The sequence below is a fragment of the Rothia sp. HMSC064D08 genome (genome assembly GCF_001809525.1).
Classification (GTDB): domain Bacteria; phylum Actinomycetota; class Actinomycetes; order Actinomycetales; family Micrococcaceae; genus Rothia; species Rothia dentocariosa.
Genome location: NZ_KV797900.1, coordinates 820,956 through 844,301, shown reverse-complemented (window position 1 = coordinate 844,301; position 23,346 = coordinate 820,956). Strand labels below are relative to the sequence as shown.

Below are 23,346 nucleotides of genomic sequence, written 5' to 3'. Positions count from 1 at the left end.
TGGTGCCTAGAGGGTGACGTGCGGCCTCTATTCTGAACTGCGTCGGTGGTAAACTGCATCCTGTGGCTGTATCACATCTGATACAGCTGACACTATCACCCCGTCAGGAATGGATACGTACCGTATGACTACCTCTGAACCGGATCAGCCGCACAAGCATGACGGCGACCGTGGCGCATCCGGAGTATCCGGGGGAACAGCACACCAACCTGCCCGACTTAGCGCCCGCGAGATCGCGCATGCGCTGGGGCTGAACCCGCCCACCGATGAACAGGTTCGCATTATTGAGTCGCCGCTTGAACCGCGGCTGGTGATCGCTGGCGCGGGCTCGGGAAAGACCGCGACGATGGTCGATCGTGTGGTGTGGCTTGTGGCCAATAAAATCGTGCGCGCCGACGAAGTTCTGGGCGTTACCTTTACCCGCAAAGCCGCAGGAGAGCTGCGCGATCGCATGCGCACCCGCCTAAATATTCTGCGCGAGCGTAACCTGATTGAGCTGAGCGAAGAAGAACTTCTTGCAGGCTCTTCCGAGCCCACCGTCTCTACCTACCACTCATACGCGAATAATCTCGTCAAAGAATACGGTCTGCGCCTGGGCGTTGAGCAGGATGCACAAATGCTTGGCGATGCTCAAGCCTGGCAGCTCGCCGCGCAGATCGTGCAGTACTGGGACGGTGACTTGCCCGCCGCCAGCTCAGCCTCGGGAGTCGCCTCAAAAAGTACGATTGTGCAGAGCCTTTTGCAGCTGTCGGGGGAGTGCGCCGAACATTTGGTAAGCCCGCAGCAGGTTATCGAATTTTGTTCCGCACACCTGGCGGCGTACGAATCACTCAGCTCGCCCGGTCCCAGCGCCAACGCGAAAAAGGTCATAGAGAGGCTGAAAGCCAAAATTATTTTGGCGAAGCTTGTGCAGCGGTATGCGCGAGTGAAAGCGCGTATGCAGGTGCTCGATTACGGCGACTTGATCGCGTTGGCGGCGCGGATCGCCCGTGAGGTGCCAGCCGCCGCACAGCTGGAGCGGGAACGCTATAAGGTTGTGCTTCTTGACGAGTTTCAGGATACATCGCACGCCCAGCTGCGGCTCTTCGCTGATTTATATGGCGCTCGCGACGGGCATGATGGGCGTCCCGGTCAGCCTGAGCATCCGGTCATGGCGGTGGGGGACCCGAAACAGTCTATTTATGGGTTTCGAGGTGCCTCCGACGGTCAGCTGTTTAGTTTTTATCAATACTTCCCAACACGCGATGAAACGCCTCTTTATTTGACAGTCGCGTGGCGTAATGACGTCGCTATTTTGGATGCCGCAAACCTGATCGCCGCTAAACTCAAGAATATTCCCGAATGGGTGCGTGCCCCTGCTCCGCCTCACGTGCCCGATCTGCGGCCTCGCTCGGTGATCCTCAACCCCGATGAGGCCGGTTACCGCGCTATGCTCGGCTCAGTGCAGTTGGCACGCTACGGGTCTGAGACCGAGGAAGCGCAGGGTATTGCCGAACGCATCGCCGCCGAACGCGCCCGCTACGCCGATACTCCGGAACAGATGCCCACGATGGCGGTGCTCACCCGCACCCGCGCGCAGATGGAACCCATTCGCCAGGCTTGCGAGAGCCTGGGTGTTCCCGTACAGGTGGTTGGTCTGGGTGGGCTTCTGGAACGCCCCGAAATTATTGATATGGTCTCGATGCTGCGGGTCTTAGCAGACCCGAACCGTTCAGATGCCTTGATGCGTCTGCTCGCTGGCGCACGTTGGCGGTTGGGCACAGCGGATCTGCTTGCGCTGGGGGATTGGTCGAATTACCTGACGACCACGCGCGAGAAAAATATGGGACGAACCTTTGGCGAGCAGCCCTCTGAGGAGACGAGCGGAGATGTACCTTCGAGCCCTCAAACTGATACCGATGCCAATCTGCGTGCCGCCCACGAAGAATTTGAGCGAGTCCGTAAAAACGCTGTGGAAGACCTCGCTGAATACGGTTCGCTTATTGAAGCGATCGAGCATCTTCCCGCAGCAGATGAGGCCGGTAACCCCATCTACCCTGCGGATTACCCCGAATCCCGGCGCCGTCTGAGCGTTGAAGGTTTGCGCCGTCTGCACGCTTTCACCGCCGAGGTTGAGTATCTGCGCCAGTTCACCACCGAGGATATTGACACCCTGCTCTATGAGATTGAGCGTGTGATGCTCCTGGATATCGAGCTTGCCGCCCGCCCCGGCGGGGACGCCTATGGATCGCGCGCACATCTGGATGCCTTTCATGAGGTCGCCGCAAGTTACGCTGCGAGTTCACCGCGCATCAATGCGATGCTCTATACTGGCGCAGACGGAACCGAGGTCGATGAGGACGCCCCCACCGCCCGGCGGTTTGTGCTCTCTGCCAACGGTATTAGCTATCTGCTGGGTTTCCTCTCCTGGCTGGAACAGGCCCAAAACCACGAGCGGGGACTAACCCCCGCCGAAGAGGAACCCCGGCGAGATGCGGTGCAAATCCTTACGATGCACGCGTCGAAAGGTCTGGAATGGGATCACGTGTATCTGCCACGTATGTGCGATAAATATCCCACTCGCCCACACACCTGGCACCGCCTGGAACATGGAAGCCTGCCCTGGCCTCTACGAGGTGACCGCGACTATCTGCCGTCCGCATTAGAACGGGCTGAAGAGGTGAGCGCCCTAGAGAACTATAAAGAGCTCAATGCGCGTCTTGAAGACGGCGAAGATATGGCGAATGACTATGTGGGCTTTGAGGGACGGAGGCTGGTTTATGTGGCGATGACCCGCGCCCGCTCGCTGCTGCACATCAGTAATTGCCGATGGGTGGGCCCGAATGTAAACCCCTATCAGCCCGAGCCCTATTGGAACGAGCTGGTGCAATTCGCGCAGGGTGATGCTGAGGAACCTTACGAAGGTATTCAGGTGGCACCCTGGCTGTATCCGGGCTACCTGGGCACCGGTTTTTACACCTCTGGGTGGGCGATTGAGCATCGTGACGCCAGCATTGAGGTACTTTTTGGGCGCTGCTTATGGCTTGAGAACTACAGTATTCCCCAGGGTATAAGCCTGGAAAATGGTACGTCTGTACCGGTTATTCCTGCTCATGATGACCCCGAAGATACGGCGGTTTCTCAGCGCTATACAAGCGCGGTCTATGAGCAGATTGCGCGTTCGCTTGTGCACGACGGTGGAAACCCGATCACAAATGCCGAGGTACTGAATCTGCCTGAAGTGCACCGGGTGAAGCAGGCGCTGATGGGCGGCGTGCAGGAGCCCGACCTGCCCGATCCGCAAGAGTCCAAAGAAGCATACGACGAAAATCTGGAACAGCTCAAAAAGCGTTACGGGCTGGATGCGGTCGAGAATTTCCGCTACGCCCGCGAACCTTTAGCGCAGCTTGCGGAAGGGAAACGTGTCCCTGAGCAGCCGGGAGTGCGACCGAAGATTGTGCACCGTTTCTTGGAACCGGCGGCATGGGTTAAAGATAACCCGCAGCAGGGCTCCGTGCTGACCGCCGACTGGCCCTTTGACCCCTTTGACGGCGCTCAGGTGATCCGCTGGGCATCCGAGAAAGATCTCGCCGAACGCACCGAGAATCGTGACATTATTGCGGTACCCGGTCAGCGGCGTGCACGGGTGGAGCGTGCCGCTCTTAATGTGGCGCGTGGATCGTTAAGCCTTGACGAGCTCGATAAACTTACTAGCCCCACCGAAGCGGAAGCTCAACAGATTCAAGATTGGGAGCATGAGGTCGATCTGCTTCTTGCCTTGGCACAGCGCGCCGTTACCCCAGCGGTTCCCACGAAACCCGAGCATATGTCGGCATCCACCCTCATTGCTTTGTCGGAGGATAAAGAGACGGTTCTGAGTCGTCTGGTGCGCCCGGTACCGATGCAGCCATCTGCGGCGGCGCGGCAGGGTACACTTTTCCACGCCTGGGTTGAGGAGTACTTCGGGGACGAACCTATGCTCGATATACAGGACGAACTTTATAGCGATGACGATCTTGACGGCAGTTTCGACCTTGATAAACTGCGCGCGACATTCCTTGAGAGCGAATGGGCTTTCCGCACCATATGGCGTGCCGAATACCCGGTGGAAACTCACGTGGCGGGCGTGAACATCCGCGGGCGTATTGATGCGGTCTTCCGCCGTACCGAACAGGTCCCTAACGCCGACGGCACCCTCCAGGAGCAGGAACACTGGGATCTTGTGGACTGGAAAACCGGGCGTAAACCCTCCGCACACGCGATGCGGCATAAGCGCATCCAGCTGGCGCTGTACCGGCTTGCCTTCGCCAAAATACAGGGGATAGACCCTGAACGTGTGCACGCGGCGTTCTACTATGTGGGCTCCGACCAGACCGTGTGGGACACCGATATCGCCGGTGGTCTGCAGAACGAACAGCAGCTTGAACGCATTATCTCCCGCGCCGGATGGGGCGAAGAACTTCCGGGGCGGCCGCGGTAGCCTGGTCCACGCATCATAGTAGAGGCGATAGCGCAACCGGAATATATCCTTAGTCGCAACAAAATAAAGGCTGAGACGCTACCCAACAGGGTGGCGTCTCAGCCTTTAAACCTATCGTTTTCTACTCTAATCTTCGTCGTCAATAACCTGCGGAATATCTTCTTCCTCTTCTTGCCCGAGCAGCCCACCGGTCGCGCGCAGACCATCCTGCACATCCAAAAGCATGGCGACGGCATGCTGCACAATATCGTCATCGCCGATCTCAGCACCATGCGCCAACCACTGAGCAATCGCAAATTCCGCATAGAAGTGCGCCCGCTGAATCAAATGCTCATCCGGTTCGGGGCGCATCTGCCGCTGGTAAGCATCCAATACACTGTCGGTAAAGCCCTGATCGGAACAAGAGAACAGCCACGCAAAATCTTGGGCAGGATCTCCCACCTGAACATCAGACCAACCGGTCACCTCAACAATCTTCGCGCCATCAAGCACCAAGTTATCGGAGTTCATGTCACCATGAATCACGTGAGCCTGGAACTGCCATGTGGGGCCGGGAGAGAGCACCGAACGCCAATGTGCTAACAGATCCGCAGGAATCTTGCCGGTTTGCGCCACACGCTCAAGCTCAACACTGCGGCGGCGGCGAATCTCCTCAGAATTATACGAGGGTAGGCCCGCCTCAAACACCAGATCGTGCGGCATCGTGTGCAGAGTCGCCAAAATTTTACCGAGAGAAACAGCTAGGCTATCTTGACCTTCTGCCGTATGCCCATTCTGCGCCGCAAGATCATCAACCTCATAAGAGGTACCGGGAATATGCGTGTAAATGAAAACGCTGCCGTCCTGATAGGGCACAGTACCCACCACAGTCGGCACCTGAAAAGGCAGGCGAGCACGCAGACCGGGGGTAAAAGACTGAAGAATAAGGTGCTCCGCCTCAAGCCGCATGCTGGCATCAGGGCGACGAGGAGCACGTACACGCCAGCGACGATTGGTCGAATCCACAATAATAGCTGAGTCAAAATCGGCGGTGTCGTCAAGAACGGCGGATGCGCCCACAGGGTAAATTCCCGGCACACCCGCTGACACAATGGCGGCAAGCTGAAGAGGCGTTAAAGTCACCCTCTTAGGGTATCAAATGAGCCTCATGAGGTTCGGCACGTTCGCCCCTCGCACACATTTTCACGTACGATCCCTTGAAAACTCGGGACACGCAGCAATAAACACGGAATAAAGATACTCCTACCCTGGGCATGCTTACACTAACCGCCGCAGACAGACCCCACCTAAGGTAAAGGTACAATAGTAACCAGCGTGTGAACACCCGCAGAGCACCAGGAGAGGGGCGTTATGCCAACACAGGGCGCCGGAGCATCCAAACAGCAAGCTCTCTTCGGCATACCCGCCCAAAAATCGTCCCCGGCTCACACCCGGACTCCACAGGCACCGGCACGATCCGCACCCCCACCAGCAGCCCCCCAACAAAATCACGCTGCGCCCCAGCTTTCCCCCGAAGACATCCTCGCGGGTCTCGACGAAGACCAACGCCGGGTCGCCTCCGAACTCAACGGCGCGATGCGCGTACTCGCAGGCGCTGGAACCGGCAAAACCCGCGCTATCACCCACCGCATCGCCTACGGAATCGCCTGCGGAAAATACGTTCCCCAACGCGTTATGGCTCTCACCTTCACCACCCGCGCGGCAGAAGAAATGCGCCTTCGACTGCGATCCCTCGGTGCCGTAGGAGTCCAAACCCGAACCTTTCACTCCGCAGCGCTGCGCCAACTCAGGTATTTTTGGCCCAGCGCTATCGGCGGCTCATTCCCCGATATCGTCAAACATAAAGCCGGTTTAATCACCGAAGCTGCCCAGCGCCTGCGCATGAGCGTCGACCGGGCACTTGTACGCGACATTGCGGCAGAAATCGAGTGGGCAAAAGTCAGCCTGTTCACCCCCGACACCCTCACGCCGCACCTGCACCAGCGCAACCTGCCCTCCGGAATAACCCCGCAGAACATGGTGCGGCTCTTCCGCGCCTACGAAGATCTCAAAGACGAAAGGAACCTCATCGACTTTGAGGATGTTCTGCTCCTGACCGTCGGCATCATCGAAGATGACGATGCACTCGCTGCCACCATCCGTGAACAGTACCGACATTTCGTGGTAGACGAATATCAGGATGTTTCGCCCCTCCAACAGCGCCTTCTCGACGCCTGGCTGGGGGAGCGCGACGATTTATGCGTCGTGGGCGATGCCTCGCAGACCATATACTCGTTTACCGGTGCCACCAGTCGGCACCTCCTGGAATTTCCGCGACGGTACCGGGGCGCACACACGGTACGGCTCACCCGAGACTACCGCTCGCACAGCCAAGTGGTCGAACTGGCAAACCGACTCCTAGCGGCACGGCGACCGCGCCCGGACTCCACCGAATTCTCCTGGGCACCCCCGCTCAAACTCATTTCCCAGCGCGGACCGGGAGTTGAAAGCCAATGGTTCGGATATACGGATGACGAACGTGAAGCCGAAGGCATTGCCGAACAAATCCAGGATCTCCTCGAAAAAGATGGCGTTCCGGCATCAGAAATCGCGGTGCTTTTCCGCACTAACGGGCAGTCCGGGCTTCTGGAGGCGGCGCTCGCCGATCGCGGTATTCCGTATCAGTTACGCGGGGTTGAGCAATTCTTCGATCGTCCCGAGGTCAAGCAAGCTATGCTTGCCCTGCGAGCGTCGGCAAAATCAACCGACGGTTCCGAGAACGTGCCCCGTTATGTGCGTGAAGTGCTGGAATCTTTGGGATACACCGAAAAAGCGCCCCAGTCCGCTGGCGCTGTACGCCAAAAATGGGAGTCTCTTGCCGCAATTGTCTCGATGGTTGATCATCTGGAAGATACCCGCATCGAAGACATCGCTCAAGCGGAGGCCGCAGGGGCTCCGGTTCCGCATCGGCTTACCGTACACGATGTCGTTGCAACGCTTGCGCACCGTCTTGCCACCCAGGATGCTCCCGTTATGGAAGGCGTCACGCTAGCCTCTTTGCACTCTGCAAAGGGGCTGGAATGGGATGCGGTCTTCCTCTGCGGTTTAAACGAGGGACTTATGCCCATTACCTTTGCTCAAACCTCTGACGAAATCGATGAAGAACGCCGCCTGCTTTATGTGGGGATTACACGTGCCCGCAAATACCTGTGGTTCACATGGTCGGATTCACGGACCGCCGGTGGGCGGGGAAAACGCCGTCGTTCCCGCTTCCTGGATGATATTGACCCGTCCCGTCAATCCGCCCGACATGGCTAAATACTTCTGCGCATTCGCGGAGAATTACGATCATAAGACACCGTACCTAACGCTCATGATAGGGCAACATATGATGGCACGACAGAAAGTCCGACAGCACCACGAAGTTATTCCGGCGACCGTATCCGCCCCGGAAATCCTGGTGGTGCGTTCGTCTCGCCGCCGCAGAACCGTCAGTGCCCAGCCACAGGAAGATGGAAGTATTCGCCTGTTGGTTCCCGGGGCGAGTACGGATGCGCAAATTCGCGAATATCTGGAAAGCCTGATTCCCCGCGTGCAACGGAAACAGCGGGAGACTTCGCGGCGGCGCCGCATTTTTGCGTCTGATGATTACTTAACGGAGCGTGCTCGTGCTCTGGCTGCAAGGCATCTGTCCGAGCTCGTGCCCGAGAAATTTCCCAATTCTATCCGTTGGGTCTCGAATCAGCGTAAACGGTGGGGATCCGCCACACCGACTCAGGGCACCATCCGTATTTCCGATGATCTTCAGGGAGCCCCCGAATACGTGGTTGACTCCGTGGTCTACCACGAACTTTGTCACTTCGTGGAACTTCACCATAACGCTCGTTTTCGCACTCTAGAAGCTCGGTTCCCCGACCTTGATAAGGCACGGGCATTCCTGGCGGGTATGGAATTTATACGCGCGCAAGCCATCAACTAAGAACCGCGATGATTTACAACAAATGTGGTCCCGAAGGCAGAAAACCTTCGGAACCCACAGAGCATGTTATCGGCTGGTATCACGCATGAGATGCGGTGCTCATCCCTCAAGCGCCCACAGCGTCTAATGCGCGATTACGAAGCATGGCGTGTTATGTATTAGGTTCGTCGCCGGTGGAAGATTCACCGCCGTCGGACTCGCCTTCATCAAAACCACCGTCCAGAAGTTTCTGCAGCTCGGTGTCAAAGTCAATATCCTCAACCTTGAACTCATCCTGGCGTGCTTCATAGGCATCGGGGTCTTCAAGCTCAGCGGCGGTCGGCAGAGTCTCCGGTGCTGCCCACAGTTCATCGCGGGCCTCATATCCGTGCTTCTCCTCATAGGTGCGCCAGAAATTCTGCGCCTCACGCACCAGGCGAGGGCGAATCTCCAAGCCGACCAGAGTCTCGAACACGCGCTCGGTCGGGCCGCCTTCGATACGACGCCGCACCAGTGTTTCCGCCAGCTGCGGGGCTGTGGGCAGGTTTTGGGTTGCCTGCTCAGCTACCAACGATACCCAGCCCTCTACTAGGGCAAGAAGAGCTTCCAGACGCTCAACTGCAAGTTCTTGGTCTTCGGTGCGCTGCGGGTTGAACAAGCCGCCGTCAAATGCATCCTGCACGGCCTCGGGGTTGCTCAAATCTACCTGGGATGCGGCATCCTGAATACGATTCATATCCACACGGATACCACGAGCATAACGGCTTACCAGCTCCAAAATATCTTCACGCAGCCACGGGTTTGTGCGGTGCAGACGAATCAGTGCTGCCTCACGCACCGCCAGGTACAGCAGAATTTCCTGTGCGGGCACCTCAATATCTTCAGCAAGCTGAGTGTAACCGGCGGGCAAGAGCGCACTGCGCCCTGGCGCGAGGGGGAATCCAATATCGGTAGAAGAATATACCTCACCGGCAAGTTCGGTCAGCGCCTGCGCCATCTGAGCCCCAAAAATCATGGAACCGATATTGTTCAAGAATCCGGTGCCGCCCAAAAGTTGAGCCAGCTCTTCGGGAACATCTTCGGTGGAGGGGAGCACCATCGCCTGAGTTACCTCAGCCGCTACGGGCTGTACCATATCACGCCAAGATTCGAAGGAAGAATCGAGCCATTCAGCCTTGGACCAGGCCTCAACAGGAATATTGTGACGCTCAAAAATGGTGACGCTGTCCAACCACAGATCGGCGAGGTTAGAGGCATCGCGCGTGGCCGCCCTCAAAGACTCGGTGATGGCAGGATCCTCCCCGGTGGTCGCCAAAAGTTGACGAGCCTGGTCTTTCACACCCTGCCAGTTAATCCCGTTTTCACTAGCCCCAGCAGTAAACATTGATTGCACCTGCGCAAAAATACCCTGGAGCATAGAGGGGTCAAAAGACATACCCATAGCGTTCATATCTTCAGGGTTTATATTTCCGTTCAGAAAAGCAAACGGGTTATCCGTTGTGCCATTGCCGTTCTGCTCGGCGTTAGGATCAAAACCCTGTTCCTGCATCTTTTTCAGGAACTCCTCAAGGGGATCGCGGTCATTCGAATTATCGTTGGTGGGGTTCTCAGCCATGTCACATACCTTTCAGTATTGAGGGCGGGCACAGTCTGCCCCTACCCATCTAGTAAAGGGTACCTGGTAAACCTGTGAGTTTGCCGTGATTTCGCGGTATTCGCTCTAGGCACAGCCCATACTATGACCTCGGCGTCGTACAATGCTGACGCCGCAGTGTACCCCAACCCATCATGTGGTGTTCCCAACAAAAATATCGGGTACTCTAAGAAGCATGGCTAAGCGTGCATTTTTCTTGAGAAAATCCCATCAGCAGAGCGATGAATCTCTTCCACTATCAGAACGACGTCCCCTGAATTTGCGCTTTCTAACTGCTTCCGCAACCTGTTTGCTGATGCTCGGTGCTTTCGTGCTGCCCAGCTCATATAGCAAAGAAGGTCCCGGACCTCTCTTCGATATTCTCGGGCAGTACCAGGATCAAGATATTATCCAGATCAACGGCATGCAAACCTATCCCACCACCGGGAAGTTGAATATGACCACGGTATCTGTCTCCGGCGGGCCCTACACCGTTCTCCCCGGAGCGGATGCGTTCTACAGTTGGCTGGCTGCGGACGGCAACCGTTACCTTGTGGTTCCCTCCGAAATTACTTATCCGCACGTTACCCACCAGCAAGCTAACCAGGTCAGCAGCGCACAAATGGCGGATTCTCAAACCCAGGCGAAAGTTGCTGCGGCGCGTTACCTTAAACTGCCGGTGACCGAGAAGATCAGCGTTCTCCAAACCGCCTCCGGATCACCCGCTGAGGGGCAGGTGCAGGGTGGGGACCGCATCCTCAAAGTGGGGGATAAGCAGATCAATACTCTCAAAGATGTTACCGAAACTGTGCAAGCTTCAGAAGGGCGTCCCGTCACCTTCGAAATCAGCCGGAACGGCGAGAACCAGAATATTACTCTCACACCGCGGCGTGACGATAAATCGGGGCGCTGGCTTGTCGGAATTGTGCTCAAACAGGACTTTGATCTTCCCTTTGAGGCAACCTATAACCTTGACGGCGTTGGCGGACCCAGCGCGGGTCTCATGCTCACCCTCGGTACCATCGATAAGCTCACCGAGCAAAGCCTGCTTGCCCCCGAAGGCGCAGGAAACGAAGATTCAGCCCGAAGCTATGTCGCCGGAACTGGCACCATAGATGCCAGCGGTAAAGTCGGTGCCATCGGCGGCATTAAATATAAGATTATCGCCTCCGGACACCACGGTGCCCACTACTTTCTGGCACCGCGCGAAAACTGTGGCGATCTTCAAGAAATCCGCAGAACCGACCCCGATGTTTTCAAATACTATCGTGGGGAAACACCGGCAGGTGATATGCAGGTAATCCCGGTCGATAACGTTGATGAAGCTGTGGATGCCCTCACCAAGATTAAGAACGGAGCCGCCCCCGATCAGTTCCCCACCTGCGGGTAAAAAGTTTTCGGCAATCTAGGCGTGCACATCAGGTTATAGGCAAACATACGGTAATTCTCCGCGTGTTTGCCCACGCTCCTGTCTGTGTCAGAGTGCCACATTTGAGATAATGTTTATTAACTATGTTCCAGCCACCAACGAAGTGAGGAATCCGTGACGGCATCTGATAACGAACATCAACCTCCTCAGCCTCCCCGTCGCGCGGGAGCAGACCAGAAAAAGAAAAAGCGGCGCTATCCGGGTCCTTTGGGTATTACCATCGCGGTGGTCATAGTCTTGATTATGGCGTTTGTGTATGCCACACAGGTGTATACGGATTGGCTATGGTTCAATCAGCTTGGTTTTGGCAGTGTCTTCACCACCGAAATCTTGCTTCAGAGCTCTATCTTTGTGGTAACCGCACTCGTCGTAGCGGTGCCGTTCTGGGCTTCGATGTCTTATGCCATCAAACATGCTGACCACGATGATTCTCAGGCGAAGAAAGACGCCAAAAACGCGGATAAATCCGAGGAACAGGCGCATCACGAGACTTCTAAATCCGGTCCGCATGAGCGCCATACGACCGAGCATGAGCATACGGATGCTGAAGACCTTCTGCGTGACATGTTTGGCGGGCGTGATTTCACCGATAGTATGGCGCGGTACCGCCGGGGTATGGAACGCATCCGCAAGATTCTCTTGGTGATTCTACCAGTTGCTTTAGGGTTCTTTATTGGGAGTGCCGGAATTAGCCAGTGGCAAACCGTGGCGCTTTTCTTGAACCGCCAGGACTTCGGCGTTCAAGACCCCGAATTTGGGTTGGATGTTGGATTCTTCGTTTTCACTCTTCCGTTCCTGAACCTAGTGGTTAATCTTTTGACCGCTGTTATCGTGCTCTGCGCTATTGGCGGGGCTATTATGCACTACTTCTACGGTGGTATTAAGGTTCGCCCGGGCGGTGTAGGAACTTCCGCCGCGTTCCGCCGTCATGCTGCGGTTTTGGCATGCGCCTTCCTTCTGGTGCGCGGTGCTGCATTCTGGCTGGAGCGGTACACTGCAGTTCAGCAGCAGTCGGGGCGCTGGGCCGGTGCTATGTACACCGATACGAACGCTATTATTCCTGTACGCTCTATTTTGGCGATTTCGGCAGTTCTGGTGGCTGTGTTGTTCTTAGCTACGGCTTCCGCGCATCGTTGGCGTTTGCCTCTAGTGGGAACCGCGATGCTGGTGGTTGTAGCTCTCGTCGCTGGTGGGCTGTACCCCTGGATCGTGCAGCGTTTTCAGGTTGTGCCGAATGAACAGGCTGCACAGTCGCAGTTTATTCAACGCAATATCGACGCCACACGGTACGCCTACGGTCTCGATAAGGTAGAGACTACTCCCTATGATGCCACGATCGATACTCGTCAAGGTGCTCTGGGGAACTCTAGTGAGACTATTGCGAACATCCGTCTTTTGGACCCGAACGTGGTAAGCTCGGCATTCGCGCAGATGCAGCAGTTCCGTCCATACTATCGGTTCGACTCGAATCTCTCGGTGGATCGCTATTCCGTAGACAATAAGACTCAGGACACAGTGATTGCCGCCCGTGAGTTGAATCCTTCCCAGACTTCGGATGATTCCTGGTACAACCGCCACGTGGTGTACACCCACGGGTACGGCGTGATTGCAGCTTACGGTAACCAGGTTGACGGTGCGGGTAACCCCAAGTTCATGCAGTCCGGTATCAAGGCGAATGGCGTTATTTCTGAAAACTATGAGCCTCGTATTTACTTCGGTATGAGCTCTCCGCAGTATTCCATTGTGGGTGGCAGCGGCGATCAGCTGGAACTCGACCGTCCGCAGTCCGCCGATGAAACGAATTCTTCGGATGCAAAATACACGTTCAACGGCAACGGTGGTCCACGGTTGGATTCCACGCTGAACCGTCTCTCTTACGCGATCAAGTTCCAGTCATCCGATATTTTGCTTTCGGATGCGGTTCGTGATGGTTCGCAGATTCTGTACGAACGTAACCCGGTAGATCGCGTTCAGAAGGCTGCGCCGTATTTGAAGGTGGATTCCAAAGCATACCCCGCTATTATCAATAACCGGGTGCAGTGGATTGTGGATGCTTATACGACCACAAACCAGTTCCCGTATGCGCAGGGTGTAAGCCAGGAGAATAATCAGAATCCGCGCACGAATTCGATGAACTACATTCGTAACTCGGTGAAAGCCACCGTGGATGCCTACGACGGTTCGGTCACCCTTTATGCATGGGATGAAAATGATCCTATTTTGAAGGCATGGCAGGGCGTATTCCCCGGAACCGTGAAGAGCTATAAAGAGATGAGCGCCGAGCTTCTTAACCATGTGCGCTACCCCTCGGATATGTTTACTATTCAGCGCTCGATGCTGAATAAGTATCATGTGACGAACTCGAACAGCCTCTACGCGGGCGATGACGTCTGGTCGATTCCGAATGATCCTACGAATGATAGCGGTCGCCAGATTCCACCTTATTACCTCTCGCTTCAGATGCCTGGGGATAGGAAGGCTCATTTCTCGCTGACGTCGACCTTTATTCCTCAGCAGAGTGATTCAAACTCGCGTAACGTGATGTACGGATTCCTCGCTGCAAATGGTGATGCCGGTACCGGCAAGGACGGCGAACGCAGCGCGGATTACGGCAAGCTGCGACTGCTCGAACTGCCACGCTCATCGGTGGTTCCGGGGCCTGGTCAGGCGCAGAATATCTTCAACTCTGATGCTGAGGTCTCGAACCAGCTGAACCTCCTGCGGCGCGGGTCCTCTGAAGTCATTAACGGCAATATGCTTACTCTGCCGGTGGCGGGCGGTATTCTGTATGTTCAGCCGGTCTACGTGCAGTCTAGCGGTGACGCACGGTACCCGCGTTTACAGCGAGTGTTGGTCAGCTTCGGTGACAAGGTTGGTTTTGCTCCCACGCTAGAGGAAGCACTCAACCAGGTCTTCAACGGTTCTTCCGGTGCCAAGATGGATGCTCAGTCGGGACCGTCAGGAGCCGGCACTGAAGGCAATGGGGAGAAGACGTCTGGATCTTCGTCCAGCTCTTCTGAGGCCTCTGGCTCGAACCAGTCCGCTAGCCTGAAACAGCACTTGGCGGATGCATCCAAGGCTATGCAGGATTCGGATGCCGCTCTCAAGAAGGGCGATTGGGCAGCATACGGTGAGGCCCAGAAGCGTCTGAACGATTCTCTGCAGAGGGCTATTGAAGCCGAAAATAAACAACAGCAGGACCAGAAACAGGGCGGCGATCAGCAGGGAAGTGAGCAGCAGCCGAGCGGTTCATCCTCAGCATCGCAGAGTCCTTCTGGGGAATCTACCTCTAAATAAGATGTAGCATTGCGGTCTGACGGTCATAGCGGGGCGTCATCACATCCGGGTGGCGCCCCGCTTCGTCATCTTAAATTATTGATTCGGGCCGTCTATGAGAGCAGTAAGGGGTGTTCAGACATCCAGTTTTGGGATTTTCTGTGGTGTTTATCTCAGCAGATAGCTTCAAGTTGAGATGTTGCAGAGCGGTATGTATAGTTGTATGAGTCGCCGCGGGGTGGAGCAGTTCGGTAGCTCGCCGGGCTCATAACCCGGAGGTCGCAGGTTCAAATCCTGCCCCCGCAACCACTTCATAAGTCGCTCCAGTTGGTTTGAAACCGACTGGAGCGATTTTCTTTTCCCCTTCATTGCTTGAAGCAGTGGAGGGGATTTTTGTATTTAAAATGCCTTCTCCCACTAGTTCTCCAATCGAGATTCCTAGCTCACCCGCCAAAGTTAGAAGTTCTTGCAGTGCGAAAGGGGACTTCCCGCGCAGTTTTGCTGAAACTGTCCCTTGAGTAAGGTCCAAAAGCTCTGCGACTTGCATTTGGGTAAGTTTTCCGCGCCTGAGCCAGACTTGAACTTCTCTGCCAACTGCTTCATTGATATTGAGTGTTTCTGGGTTGTTCATAATCAATACACTACATAAAAAATTCTATGGAAACAATAACTTTTGCAAAGAAATATTGGTTAATACAATAATTCGTATTGCATATTATTGATGTAGCCAATAATCTAGTTGTTATGACATATAAAGATGAAGTTGCCGGCAACGTCCGTGCAGAAGTAAGCAGACTCGGTGTCGACCAGCATGAACTAGCGAAGGTCCTTGGAATGTCTCAAGGGCAGGTCAGTTCCCGCCTACGGGGTTCTGTGGAATTCCGGCCCAGTGAACTCGAAAAGATCGCAAACTTCATGCAACTAGACGTTGAAGTTTTCACCACGCGCTCAAACCGTAAGCCAATCCACCGCTAAGGAAACCACAATGAGCTCCACCCTCGACAAAATCATCCAAGACTCCACCGAAGAAACCACATTCCTTGAAGAACTCGGAGTCAATGAAGCACAATCCCTGACAAACCAGTTGCACCAGTCCTTAGAAAATACAATCCAGCTCTACATCAAGGCATGGCGCCACAGGATATGGAAAACCCTCGGGTACGCAAACTGGAACAGCTACATCAACGGCGAGTTCGGAGACATCCGTCCAAGCATCCCTAAAGCTGAACGACAAGAAGCAGTTATCCAAATGACCGAATCAGGAATGTCCACACGTTCCATCGCCTCAGCTATTGGAGTTTCCAAAGACACCGCGAACCGCTACGCCCAAAAAGCACGCGAAGAGAAAAAGCTCAGTTCAGAAACACTGATTTACGGCATGGACGGACGTCGACGTTTACCGGTACGAACACAGCTCAACGATGACTTACTAGATATGCCAGCAGATGCAACGGGTATCGGGTACTTCTCACAAAAGGATAAAAACAAACCAGCATCCAAACCACAAGTAGTGCATAAGAAGCCCCGCGAAACCGAGAATACTTACGGATTAGCTGAAGTAGAAAAAATTGCTACGGAGTACGAAGAAGCAATTAAAGCCCTCCATTTTGGCAAATGACCGTCGGAAGTTTAATACCAATGACATTCCACTTCACTTAGTCACCGCCACCTCGCGGTCGCTTCTTGCAACAGCCGGTCTCATTAACCTGTTCAACCTTCAGCCGGATCTCACCGGTGACAATGATGAAATCATCACAACTCTCGAATCAACAGTCCAGACCTTGGATAACGCTATTGATTCGCTAAGGGGAGCAGATGAGTAACGAGCAAGAGGGTATGAAAAAGGTGGGAGCTGACACCTTGAAAGTTTACTCAGCCCCCACATTAGGAAATACCAATTCTTCATCAATAGATATTCAACGTCCACAAACTACGAATTAGTACGAGCGGCTAGATCCGATGATAAATCAGAACGCTAACGCTCATGTTAGCTCTAACGCTCACGCTCATTTTAGCAGACCAGGTAAGACTTTCATGAAGAGAACTAACCACAGCCCACGCATCAACCCTGACTCCCTACGAACCCTCTGGTTCACCGTGGGGCTGATTATCGTATTGGGCATTACCTCATTTCTCGTCAGCTTCAATGGTCTGCTCGATGTAGCTGCTTGGGTCGGACTTCCACACTCCTTGCGCTGGACAGTACCGGGCTTTATTGATGTTTCCATTTTGGCGTACTCAATGGCAGCCGTTATCCACAAAGCCCGTGGAGAACGTGTTACCGCAAAATGGGTTTCGCTGGCGGTCTTCACACTGATTTCGGTGGTTGCAAATGCTATCCACGCCATCAGTAAGGGTGAAGGTACCACTATGCCCCAGATTGTCATCGGCGCAACTATTGCTGCCGCAGCACCTATCGCTGTCTTCGCTGCCACCGAAGAACTCTCACGCCTAGCATTCCGAGCACCGACTCACCCTCTGGAGCAAACCACCTCCATCATTGAGGACGAGCAGACTACCGCCTTAGAGCACGACAACACTAATGCACCTCAGCTGCCACTCGCACCAGCTGAAGAAAGCTCACATACCATGCAAGAAATCAACACCTCAGAAGAAACAGCGCAGTCCACTCCAACGGTTACTGAATCACCTCTAACAGTGCCGGCGACTGAGGAACCTACTCTTTCCGTTCCTTTAGAAGAAAACGAGACTAGCTCTGCTGCCGTCACCGATGAATCTGCCGAAGTACAGAATGAAACACCTCAGAAGCCTACGCAAGCAGATCTGGATGCAGAAATGCAGGGCTTAGCTACGTGGGTTAAAGAACAGCACGGTGCTGGACACAAGGTCACAGGCGCTTCTGTCGCGGAATACATCGGCAAAAGCCCCCGCACTGGGAGCAATCGTTTGAACCAGCTCAAAGAAGCTATGCCTGAGCTATTTGAGGGAGAGCAGTAAAAATGTCACTGAAGATGATGACTTGGGCTTTCACCAAGGATTTGAAGAACTCGCAATTTCAGGTACTCGTGGCTATTGCTAATGAGGCTAATGACGCCGGTGAATGCTTCACCGGACAGCTCAAACTGGCTTACCTGGCCAACGTTGGTGAACGCACACTACGCAACTGCATCAATCAGTTCCGCGAGATGGACTTGTTGCACGCTGAGCGTCGTCCAATGAGCTTTGGTAGCGGTCGTAAGGCTGACACCATCATTTTGCACTTCGAGAACGAAGCTCACCAGAAGGCCCCTTCGCTGATGCTTCATCCGAAAAGAAAGAAGCAGCGGCTCGACGGAAAAAGTATGAGTCAGTCTCCTACGGTGAAGCTGAAACCACTCAACCGGCAAATATTGCCGGTAGAAATTTCAACCGGCAAACTCAGGTAGTTCAACCGGCAAAATTGAACAAAGTGCCTTTAATAGGAACGCGCGCGTTAACCCATCTTAACCCGTTTAACCCGTCCGTCAGTCAGTCTGATAACACCAGTACCTCTCCGGTCTTTGGTGCTGGTGCGTGAGTGCGATGGTGATATTTCCAAGGCGTCTCGTCAGTTGGGAGTGGCCCCTCATGCGTTGCGTCATTCTCATCTTACGGTGCAGGATTTGGTGCAGCTGGTGGATAACTCTTTGAATGTGCATTGGGCTCGACGGGCTGCTGGTCGTGAGGGGCAGCCGTTGAGCATCAGGGAGTTACTGAGCTGTTTTCCTGAATCTAAAGATGACGATAAGCAGTGGTTACGTACCGTTCCCGTGGCGATACTGCGTTGCGGGGGATGGAACGTTGACCAAGAGAGTCTATACGCCGGGGTTATGGAGCTCACTGGGTACTCGGCTAATACCTGCCGGATTATGGTGAACCGCTGCCGTTGGTACTATCACATTGCTCGCACCATCGCTGAATACGGAACATTGACTGACTCACCCTCTTAGTCTTTGCGGTAATTCCTTATCACCTAGTAGGGGCGGGAAGACTTGCCTTTTCGCTGTATGACTTGATTGGTCTGCTTGGCTCGTGTCTTCCTTGCTCACGGGTTACTTCAAGGGTGTGTGCCATCAAGCGCCCCCGGCGCGTAGATGGTGCACGCCCAGCGGTTCAACCGCCGCGGTTGCGCCGGGTGTGGGGCGGCGGTAGCCCCACTAATGGCACTCTTGGCAAGGTGCTGTGATTTACGTAGGTGCTGTGTGGGGCGAATACAGGGCATGAGTATTTTCCGTCGTCGTTCTAAGTTCTCCTCGCAGACTGATTTTGATGATGTGTCTTTGATGCAGCGTCTGCGTGAAGATTTGTTGCAGTCCTCAGAGTGGGTTGAGCGTTTTGAGTTATGGATTGGTGATTCCCGCGCGCGTATCGCCCTGGTCGGGGCAGCGACGATTCTTGCGTTGTTGCTGTTTTGGTTCATCACGATTTTGTTGTTTGGCACCCCCGGGGGGGGGGGACCGTGAGTTCACTGATGTTCATGCTGCGCAACTGTCTCAGGTGAGACAGTTGGATGCTCCGGTCAGTTGAATTACGAAGAAGCGATATCAACATAAAGAATAACTTCGGGACACATTACGGTACTTCTGTTGAAACACAATTAAACTATTATGACTGGGTGGTTAGTAACGCAAAAGAGATTCAATTTCAAAGTGATTTTAGTTTTTGAACCCGCCACAGGAGATGTAACTGTAAAATGCTGGGGAGCCAATGCAGAAAGTATCCAGTTATCAGCAGGAAAGCAACACTCAGCAAATAGTCTTTAGCGAAAATTGCAGCCCACAAATGAACTAGAGATCCCCAGGAATGGGCCACAAAATTTGATTGAAAAGACTGGAGTAGTGAGAGTGGAGGGGTTTTGCTGTTCAGGGTTGGGCGCAACTGTTTTGTAATAAGGTCCCATCTTGAAATGCTGAGCAACTTTTTGAAACAATTTACACCAAATCTAACTGCCAACCTATTAACATCATCTGCAATATCAAGGATCGGGAAACTCCTAGAAGCAGCACCAATAAAAAGACTAAACCCGGTAGATGCCAATATTGTTATAATGCAAAACCAGAAAGAGTCATAACCTGCTTTATTCCCTACAAAGGTTATGCCTGAAAACACAAATAAAGTTATAAGTAATAAAACAGCAATTGACTTATGATACATAATCCAGGGGATTCCTAGCTTGAATAACCATACCAAAGGTGTTTAGTCTCTCATCACCTAGAAGTAACCCATGTTTTTCCAGCCCACATAAGTCCTTAATATCACTGATTAGCGGATCAAAACGCTTAATTTCCTTGAATCCAGTATTGGAATACAATTTAGTTAGTAGCTCTTCAGTATACAGAAACCGGTGCCCATGGGAGTAAAACACAGAGTTTATTGTAAAGGTAGGATCATTTAAATCATCTGCATGAGAAAATAAATGGTTTATGAGTCTAACGTAAATTAATCTTACGTTGTCATTATTGTGAAGAAGAAGTCCCACTAGTCTATGTAGGTCAGGAGTGGAAAAGCGGACGTAACCTCCAGGCCTAAGAACTCTATATACCTCTCTCAACATACGGGCTCCTGAAGGGTATTCCATATGCTCTATAAGATGCTCTGAGAAAACTACACTGAACGTGCAGTCATCAAATGGCAGTTTTGCCGAAGCATCAAGTTCGTAAATTGAATCAGATTGGGGATGCAAGTCTGTATTAAGCCATCCCCGGAAACAAAATGGTCCTGCTCCCAAATGAAGTTTATAATCCGAGTTATCGTCGAAGTAATTGTCGTATACTGAACTATATCTACTTTGCATGACTTTTCCTCATTTAAATTCGTGCAACCTGCTTCAATATACTATATCATAGTAAGTGGCTAGACTATTGGTAGATTTTTTGAAGGGGAAAGACACATTCCCAAGGGTGCCGTTGACATGGAGGATGGCGGTAGTCATCTTTTCAGGAGGCCCGCACTCAAGGATTATATGGCGGGTTCTCGGCGATCCGTTTTACCTTTCCTATACAGGTAAGCGCTTTGTGCGCTTTCTCTGGGTAATGTTTTTGTATTTATTCTATCGCTGGTATAACTACTGTTTTTCAGCCGAGCTGATGAATACAACCAAAATGTATTTTATTAAGATAAAAAAACCAACAACCTTTACCCTGGAAATGGACTAACTGAGTATCCTTCTAAAATTATCATAAAATTCAATGAAGATGAACGGCCGTTAAAATTAATTGCTGATCGAGATTTTCGTATAGAAAAAATGAATCCGGGTGCGGAAATAAAATCAAGTTATAATATTAAAGATGATTCGCTATACGTTAAATTGAGTAACGATACAATCGGATCGGAAATATCTTCCGGGTACTATCCAGTACAAGTTGCCACAGAAGAAGTTGGCCTATTTGAATTGTTCGTTGATTGAGAAACACAAATTTAGAAATATCATACTAACATGAAACGATTACCTGTTATAAAACAACTGACTGCAACAGGTTGTGGAGCGGCTTGTTTAGCTATGATGGCTAAATCGTTAGGAATAAAGCTGTCTTACGCCGAAGCAGCCGAAGTTTGCAGTCCAGGCCGTGACGGCGTAAACGCACTGACGATACTAAAAGGTGCTCAACAACTCGGAATGAGAGGCCGAGGGCTGCGAGTGGAGGTTGATTCCTTTACCGCACTTGAATTACCAGTTATATTACACTGGGGATTTAACCATTTTGTAGTACTCGAAAAATGGAATGGAGCCAACGGTACCATAGTCGACCCAAATCATGGAAGAAGGAGAGTCGACTGGGAAGAAGTGGATTCTAAGTTTACGGGTGTGTGCATGCAGAAGTAGCTGGGTTAGCTGTTGGGTGGTGGCCCATATTGGGGCATGTAATCCGGAGGTCGCAGGTTCAAATCCTGCCCCCGCAACGGAATACTCCCGAAGTCATAACTATGACTTCGGGAGTTTTTTCACATCATTGATTCAATGTGCTGTACCTAGTTATATCTGTAGCTGCCAGAAGAAACGCGCGAACCAAACGATGATTTCCGAGCTTCCACAACCAAAATGACTCATGGGTGTATTGCGAGAATACTCATGCAGCTCAAAGCTCCGTATAGTTTCCAGCGGACTATAAATTAAAGCGCGTGAGCAACCCCTCCACATGTTCAACCTTACGAGGATCAAAGATCAATGACTGATCGGTATTTAGCGTTTTAACTGAAGCTATATCTTCGGCGCTCAACTCAAAATCGAAGATATCAAAATTTTGCTCCATACGTTCCCGTCGCACACTTTTCGGAATAGCAACTATCCCTTCCTGCATCTGCCATCGCAGAATTACTTGGGCAGGAGACTTACCGTATTTTTCTCCAATTTCTACAAGTATCGGGCTATTGAAAATATCATTAGCACCTTCGGCAAAGGGCGCCCACGCTTGTGGCTGAATACCTTTCCCCTTCATATAGGAGATTTCATCAACACGCTGGTGGAACGGGTTAATCTCAATCTGATTAACAGCCGGGGTGACCTCGCTGAAGTGTGAAATATCGGCTATACGCACCGAATCGAAATTGCTCACACCAATTGCGCGCACGTGACCTGCCTGATAGAGCTCTTCTAGTGCTCGCCATGCGCCGAAATAGTTATTCAAAGGTAGATGGATAAGATACAGGTCGAGATAGTCTACTCCTAGCCTCTGGCGCGACTCATCAAACCCTCGCTTGGCGCCCTCATAAGAGTAATCTGGCACCCACAGTTTAGAGGTTACGAAGATATCCTCACGATCAAGACCACTTGCCTCAATAGCTGCTCCGACTGCCTGCTCGTTTTGGTAGCCAGCAGCCGTATCAATCAGACGGTATCCTACCTCCAATGCCTCGGACACAACGCGCTCGCATTCGGCGAGGTCATCAATGTATAAAACGCCGAGCCCAAGCTGAGGCATCTTCACGCCATTATTGAGAGTTACGTACTGCATGTATCCTCCTCAGGTAGTTGAAATATAGATGGCATCACAGCTGGTTAGTCCTTACCGTTACAAACCTCCTGCTAGCAAGTTGCGACAGCTGTGAAGTGCTATCTGTAGTGTCACTCTAAGCCTTCGAGTAGACTCTAAAGCAATACCTCCACAGAATGAGATAGCTTACATTTCCAAAACCGGATGCAGTGCTTAGTCAAGAGGCGTACTTTCCTGTGTCTAAAATTGGGTTGGGTACAAGTCCTCTTTACCCGTTTCTATTCCATGTAGCCACAGGCGTACTTGCTGATCTGTCGTTTGAGAAACCCCAGGGGCAAAAGGGAAGGGGCTGCATGAACCCTAGAACTTTTCTTCGTACAAGAACAAAAAGTAGGTGGATGCTGTTTAAGGGTTAAGTTGATACTCTGCTTTCTTTAATTGCATAAGGTAAACATATCGAGGCTATTTATTAATAAATGGTTATATATGTCGAGGGCGAATCGCCAAATATTTTGAATCATCGTAGAGTAGCTACTAAGCGATAAATTCCCGCCACTTTCACCCAGGGCTTACTCTGGGGTTCCGCCGCTGGAAACCTGAAATACATAAGCCAGTAGGAGTGTGTGGGGGCGAATCGTTTTTCCGTATTTTATTCACCCAGCCACAATTATTTTGAGGATGTGTTCACCGATGAATACTCGT

16 protein-coding genes and 1 tRNA gene are annotated in these 23,346 nt (G+C 52.6%); 13 read left to right on the top strand and 4 right to left on the bottom strand.

The window, feature by feature from the left end:
- The first annotated feature begins 124 nt into the window (after positions 1-124).
- Positions 125-4,459, top strand: coding sequence for an ATP-dependent DNA helicase (locus HMPREF2625_RS10340; protein ID WP_246826788.1), 4,335 nt, complete (start codon positions 125-127; stop codon positions 4,457-4,459).
- A gap of 126 nt (positions 4,460-4,585) precedes the next feature.
- Here HMPREF2625_RS10340 and HMPREF2625_RS10335 read toward each other — a convergent pair whose 3' ends face one another.
- A complete protein-coding gene (locus HMPREF2625_RS10335) occupies positions 4,586-5,581 on the bottom strand; it encodes a macrolide 2'-phosphotransferase (RefSeq protein ID WP_013397446.1) in 996 nt (331 codons plus the stop codon).
- A gap of 228 nt (positions 5,582-5,809) precedes the next feature.
- Between HMPREF2625_RS10335 and HMPREF2625_RS10330 the strand changes: the two genes are divergently transcribed.
- On the top strand, positions 5,810-7,756 hold the full coding sequence (locus HMPREF2625_RS10330; RefSeq protein WP_070524356.1) for an ATP-dependent helicase: 1,947 nt from the start codon (positions 5,810-5,812) through the stop codon (positions 7,754-7,756).
- Between the two features lie 70 nt (positions 7,757-7,826).
- Positions 7,827-8,417 carry a M48 metallopeptidase family protein gene (locus tag HMPREF2625_RS10325; protein ID WP_070524484.1) on the top strand — a complete coding sequence of 197 codons (591 nt, stop codon included), beginning with the start codon at positions 7,827-7,829 and terminating at the stop codon, positions 8,415-8,417.
- A gap of 151 nt (positions 8,418-8,568) precedes the next feature.
- Here the strand turns inward: HMPREF2625_RS10325 and HMPREF2625_RS10320 are convergent, their stop codons facing one another.
- Positions 8,569-10,011 carry a zinc-dependent metalloprotease gene (locus HMPREF2625_RS10320; protein ID WP_070524355.1) on the bottom strand — a complete coding sequence of 481 codons (1,443 nt, stop codon included), beginning with the start codon at positions 10,009-10,011 and terminating at the stop codon, positions 8,569-8,571.
- Between the two features lie 214 nt (positions 10,012-10,225).
- Here HMPREF2625_RS10320 and HMPREF2625_RS10315 point away from each other — a divergent pair, with 214 nt between their 5' ends.
- The 9 genes from HMPREF2625_RS10315 (at position 10,226) to HMPREF2625_RS10270 (ending at position 19,176) form a co-directional block, all read left to right on the top strand.
- Positions 10,226-11,419: a YlbL family protein gene (locus tag HMPREF2625_RS10315; RefSeq protein ID WP_070524353.1), complete on the top strand. Its 1,194-nt coding sequence runs from the start codon at positions 10,226-10,228 to the stop codon at positions 11,417-11,419.
- A gap of 153 nt (positions 11,420-11,572) precedes the next feature.
- Complete coding sequence (locus tag HMPREF2625_RS10310) at positions 11,573-14,755, top strand: UPF0182 family membrane protein (protein WP_070524351.1); 3,183 nt, start codon at positions 11,573-11,575, stop codon at positions 14,753-14,755.
- 211 nt (positions 14,756-14,966) lie between these two features.
- Positions 14,967-15,043: transfer RNA gene (locus HMPREF2625_RS10305), tRNA-Met, on the top strand.
- Between the two features lie 435 nt (positions 15,044-15,478).
- Complete coding sequence (locus tag HMPREF2625_RS11190; protein WP_371440673.1) at positions 15,479-15,709, top strand: helix-turn-helix domain-containing protein; 231 nt, start codon at positions 15,479-15,481, stop codon at positions 15,707-15,709.
- Between the two features lie 10 nt (positions 15,710-15,719).
- Complete coding sequence (locus HMPREF2625_RS10295) at positions 15,720-16,352, top strand: hypothetical protein (protein ID WP_070524346.1); 633 nt, start codon at positions 15,720-15,722, stop codon at positions 16,350-16,352.
- Between the two features lie 416 nt (positions 16,353-16,768).
- Complete coding sequence (locus tag HMPREF2625_RS10285; RefSeq protein WP_070524344.1) at positions 16,769-17,692, top strand: DUF2637 domain-containing protein; 924 nt, start codon at positions 16,769-16,771, stop codon at positions 17,690-17,692.
- Positions 17,693-17,694: 2 nt separating this feature from the next.
- On the top strand, positions 17,695-18,120 hold the full coding sequence (locus tag HMPREF2625_RS10280; protein WP_070524341.1) for a hypothetical protein: 426 nt from the start codon (positions 17,695-17,697) through the stop codon (positions 18,118-18,120).
- A 186-nt stretch (positions 18,121-18,306) separates the two neighbouring features.
- Positions 18,307-18,663, top strand: a complete 357-nt coding sequence (locus HMPREF2625_RS10275) for a hypothetical protein (RefSeq protein WP_141745434.1) — start codon at positions 18,307-18,309, stop codon at positions 18,661-18,663.
- Between the two features lie 270 nt (positions 18,664-18,933).
- Positions 18,934-19,176, top strand: coding sequence for a hypothetical protein (locus tag HMPREF2625_RS10270; RefSeq protein ID WP_070524338.1), 243 nt, complete (start codon positions 18,934-18,936; stop codon positions 19,174-19,176).
- 680 nt (positions 19,177-19,856) lie between these two features.
- On the opposite strand, the gene HMPREF2625_RS10260 is transcribed toward HMPREF2625_RS10270, so the two are convergent.
- Positions 19,857-20,507, bottom strand: a complete 651-nt coding sequence (locus HMPREF2625_RS10260) for a class I SAM-dependent methyltransferase (RefSeq protein WP_070524334.1) — start codon at positions 20,505-20,507, stop codon at positions 19,857-19,859.
- A 642-nt stretch (positions 20,508-21,149) separates the two neighbouring features.
- Between HMPREF2625_RS10260 and HMPREF2625_RS10250 the strand changes: the two genes are divergently transcribed.
- A complete protein-coding gene (locus HMPREF2625_RS10250) occupies positions 21,150-21,536 on the top strand; it encodes a cysteine peptidase family C39 domain-containing protein (protein WP_083295664.1) in 387 nt (128 codons plus the stop codon).
- A 280-nt stretch (positions 21,537-21,816) separates the two neighbouring features.
- On the opposite strand, the gene HMPREF2625_RS10245 is transcribed toward HMPREF2625_RS10250, so the two are convergent.
- Positions 21,817-22,665 carry an aldo/keto reductase gene (locus HMPREF2625_RS10245; RefSeq protein ID WP_070524330.1) on the bottom strand — a complete coding sequence of 283 codons (849 nt, stop codon included), beginning with the start codon at positions 22,663-22,665 and terminating at the stop codon, positions 21,817-21,819.
- Positions 22,666-23,346 lie beyond the last annotated feature (681 nt).

Bases quoted from the DNA above. Each gene is read 5' to 3' on its own strand.
- HMPREF2625_RS10340 (WP_246826788.1), top strand. From the start codon at position 125: ATGACTACCTCTGAACCGGATCAGCCGCACAAGCATGACGGCGACCGT.
- HMPREF2625_RS10330 (WP_070524356.1), top strand. From the start codon at position 5,810: ATGCCAACACAGGGCGCCGGAGCATCCAAACAGCAAGCTCTCTTCGGC.
- HMPREF2625_RS10325 (WP_070524484.1), top strand. From the start codon at position 7,827: ATGATGGCACGACAGAAAGTCCGACAGCACCACGAAGTTATTCCGGCG.
- HMPREF2625_RS10320 (WP_070524355.1), bottom strand. From the start codon at position 10,011: ATGGCTGAGAACCCCACCAACGATAATTCGAATGACCGCGATCCCCTT.
- HMPREF2625_RS10315 (WP_070524353.1), top strand. From the start codon at position 10,226: ATGGCTAAGCGTGCATTTTTCTTGAGAAAATCCCATCAGCAGAGCGAT.
- HMPREF2625_RS11190 (WP_371440673.1), top strand. From the start codon at position 15,479: ATGACATATAAAGATGAAGTTGCCGGCAACGTCCGTGCAGAAGTAAGC.
- HMPREF2625_RS10295 (WP_070524346.1), top strand. From the start codon at position 15,720: ATGAGCTCCACCCTCGACAAAATCATCCAAGACTCCACCGAAGAAACC.
- HMPREF2625_RS10285 (WP_070524344.1), top strand. From the start codon at position 16,769: ATGAAGAGAACTAACCACAGCCCACGCATCAACCCTGACTCCCTACGA.
- HMPREF2625_RS10280 (WP_070524341.1), top strand. From the start codon at position 17,695: ATGTCACTGAAGATGATGACTTGGGCTTTCACCAAGGATTTGAAGAAC.
- HMPREF2625_RS10270 (WP_070524338.1), top strand. From the start codon at position 18,934: ATGAGTATTTTCCGTCGTCGTTCTAAGTTCTCCTCGCAGACTGATTTT.
- HMPREF2625_RS10260 (WP_070524334.1), bottom strand. From the start codon at position 20,507: ATGCAAAGTAGATATAGTTCAGTATACGACAATTACTTCGACGATAAC.
- HMPREF2625_RS10250 (WP_083295664.1), top strand. From the start codon at position 21,150: ATGAAACGATTACCTGTTATAAAACAACTGACTGCAACAGGTTGTGGA.
- HMPREF2625_RS10245 (WP_070524330.1), bottom strand. From the start codon at position 22,665: ATGCAGTACGTAACTCTCAATAATGGCGTGAAGATGCCTCAGCTTGGG.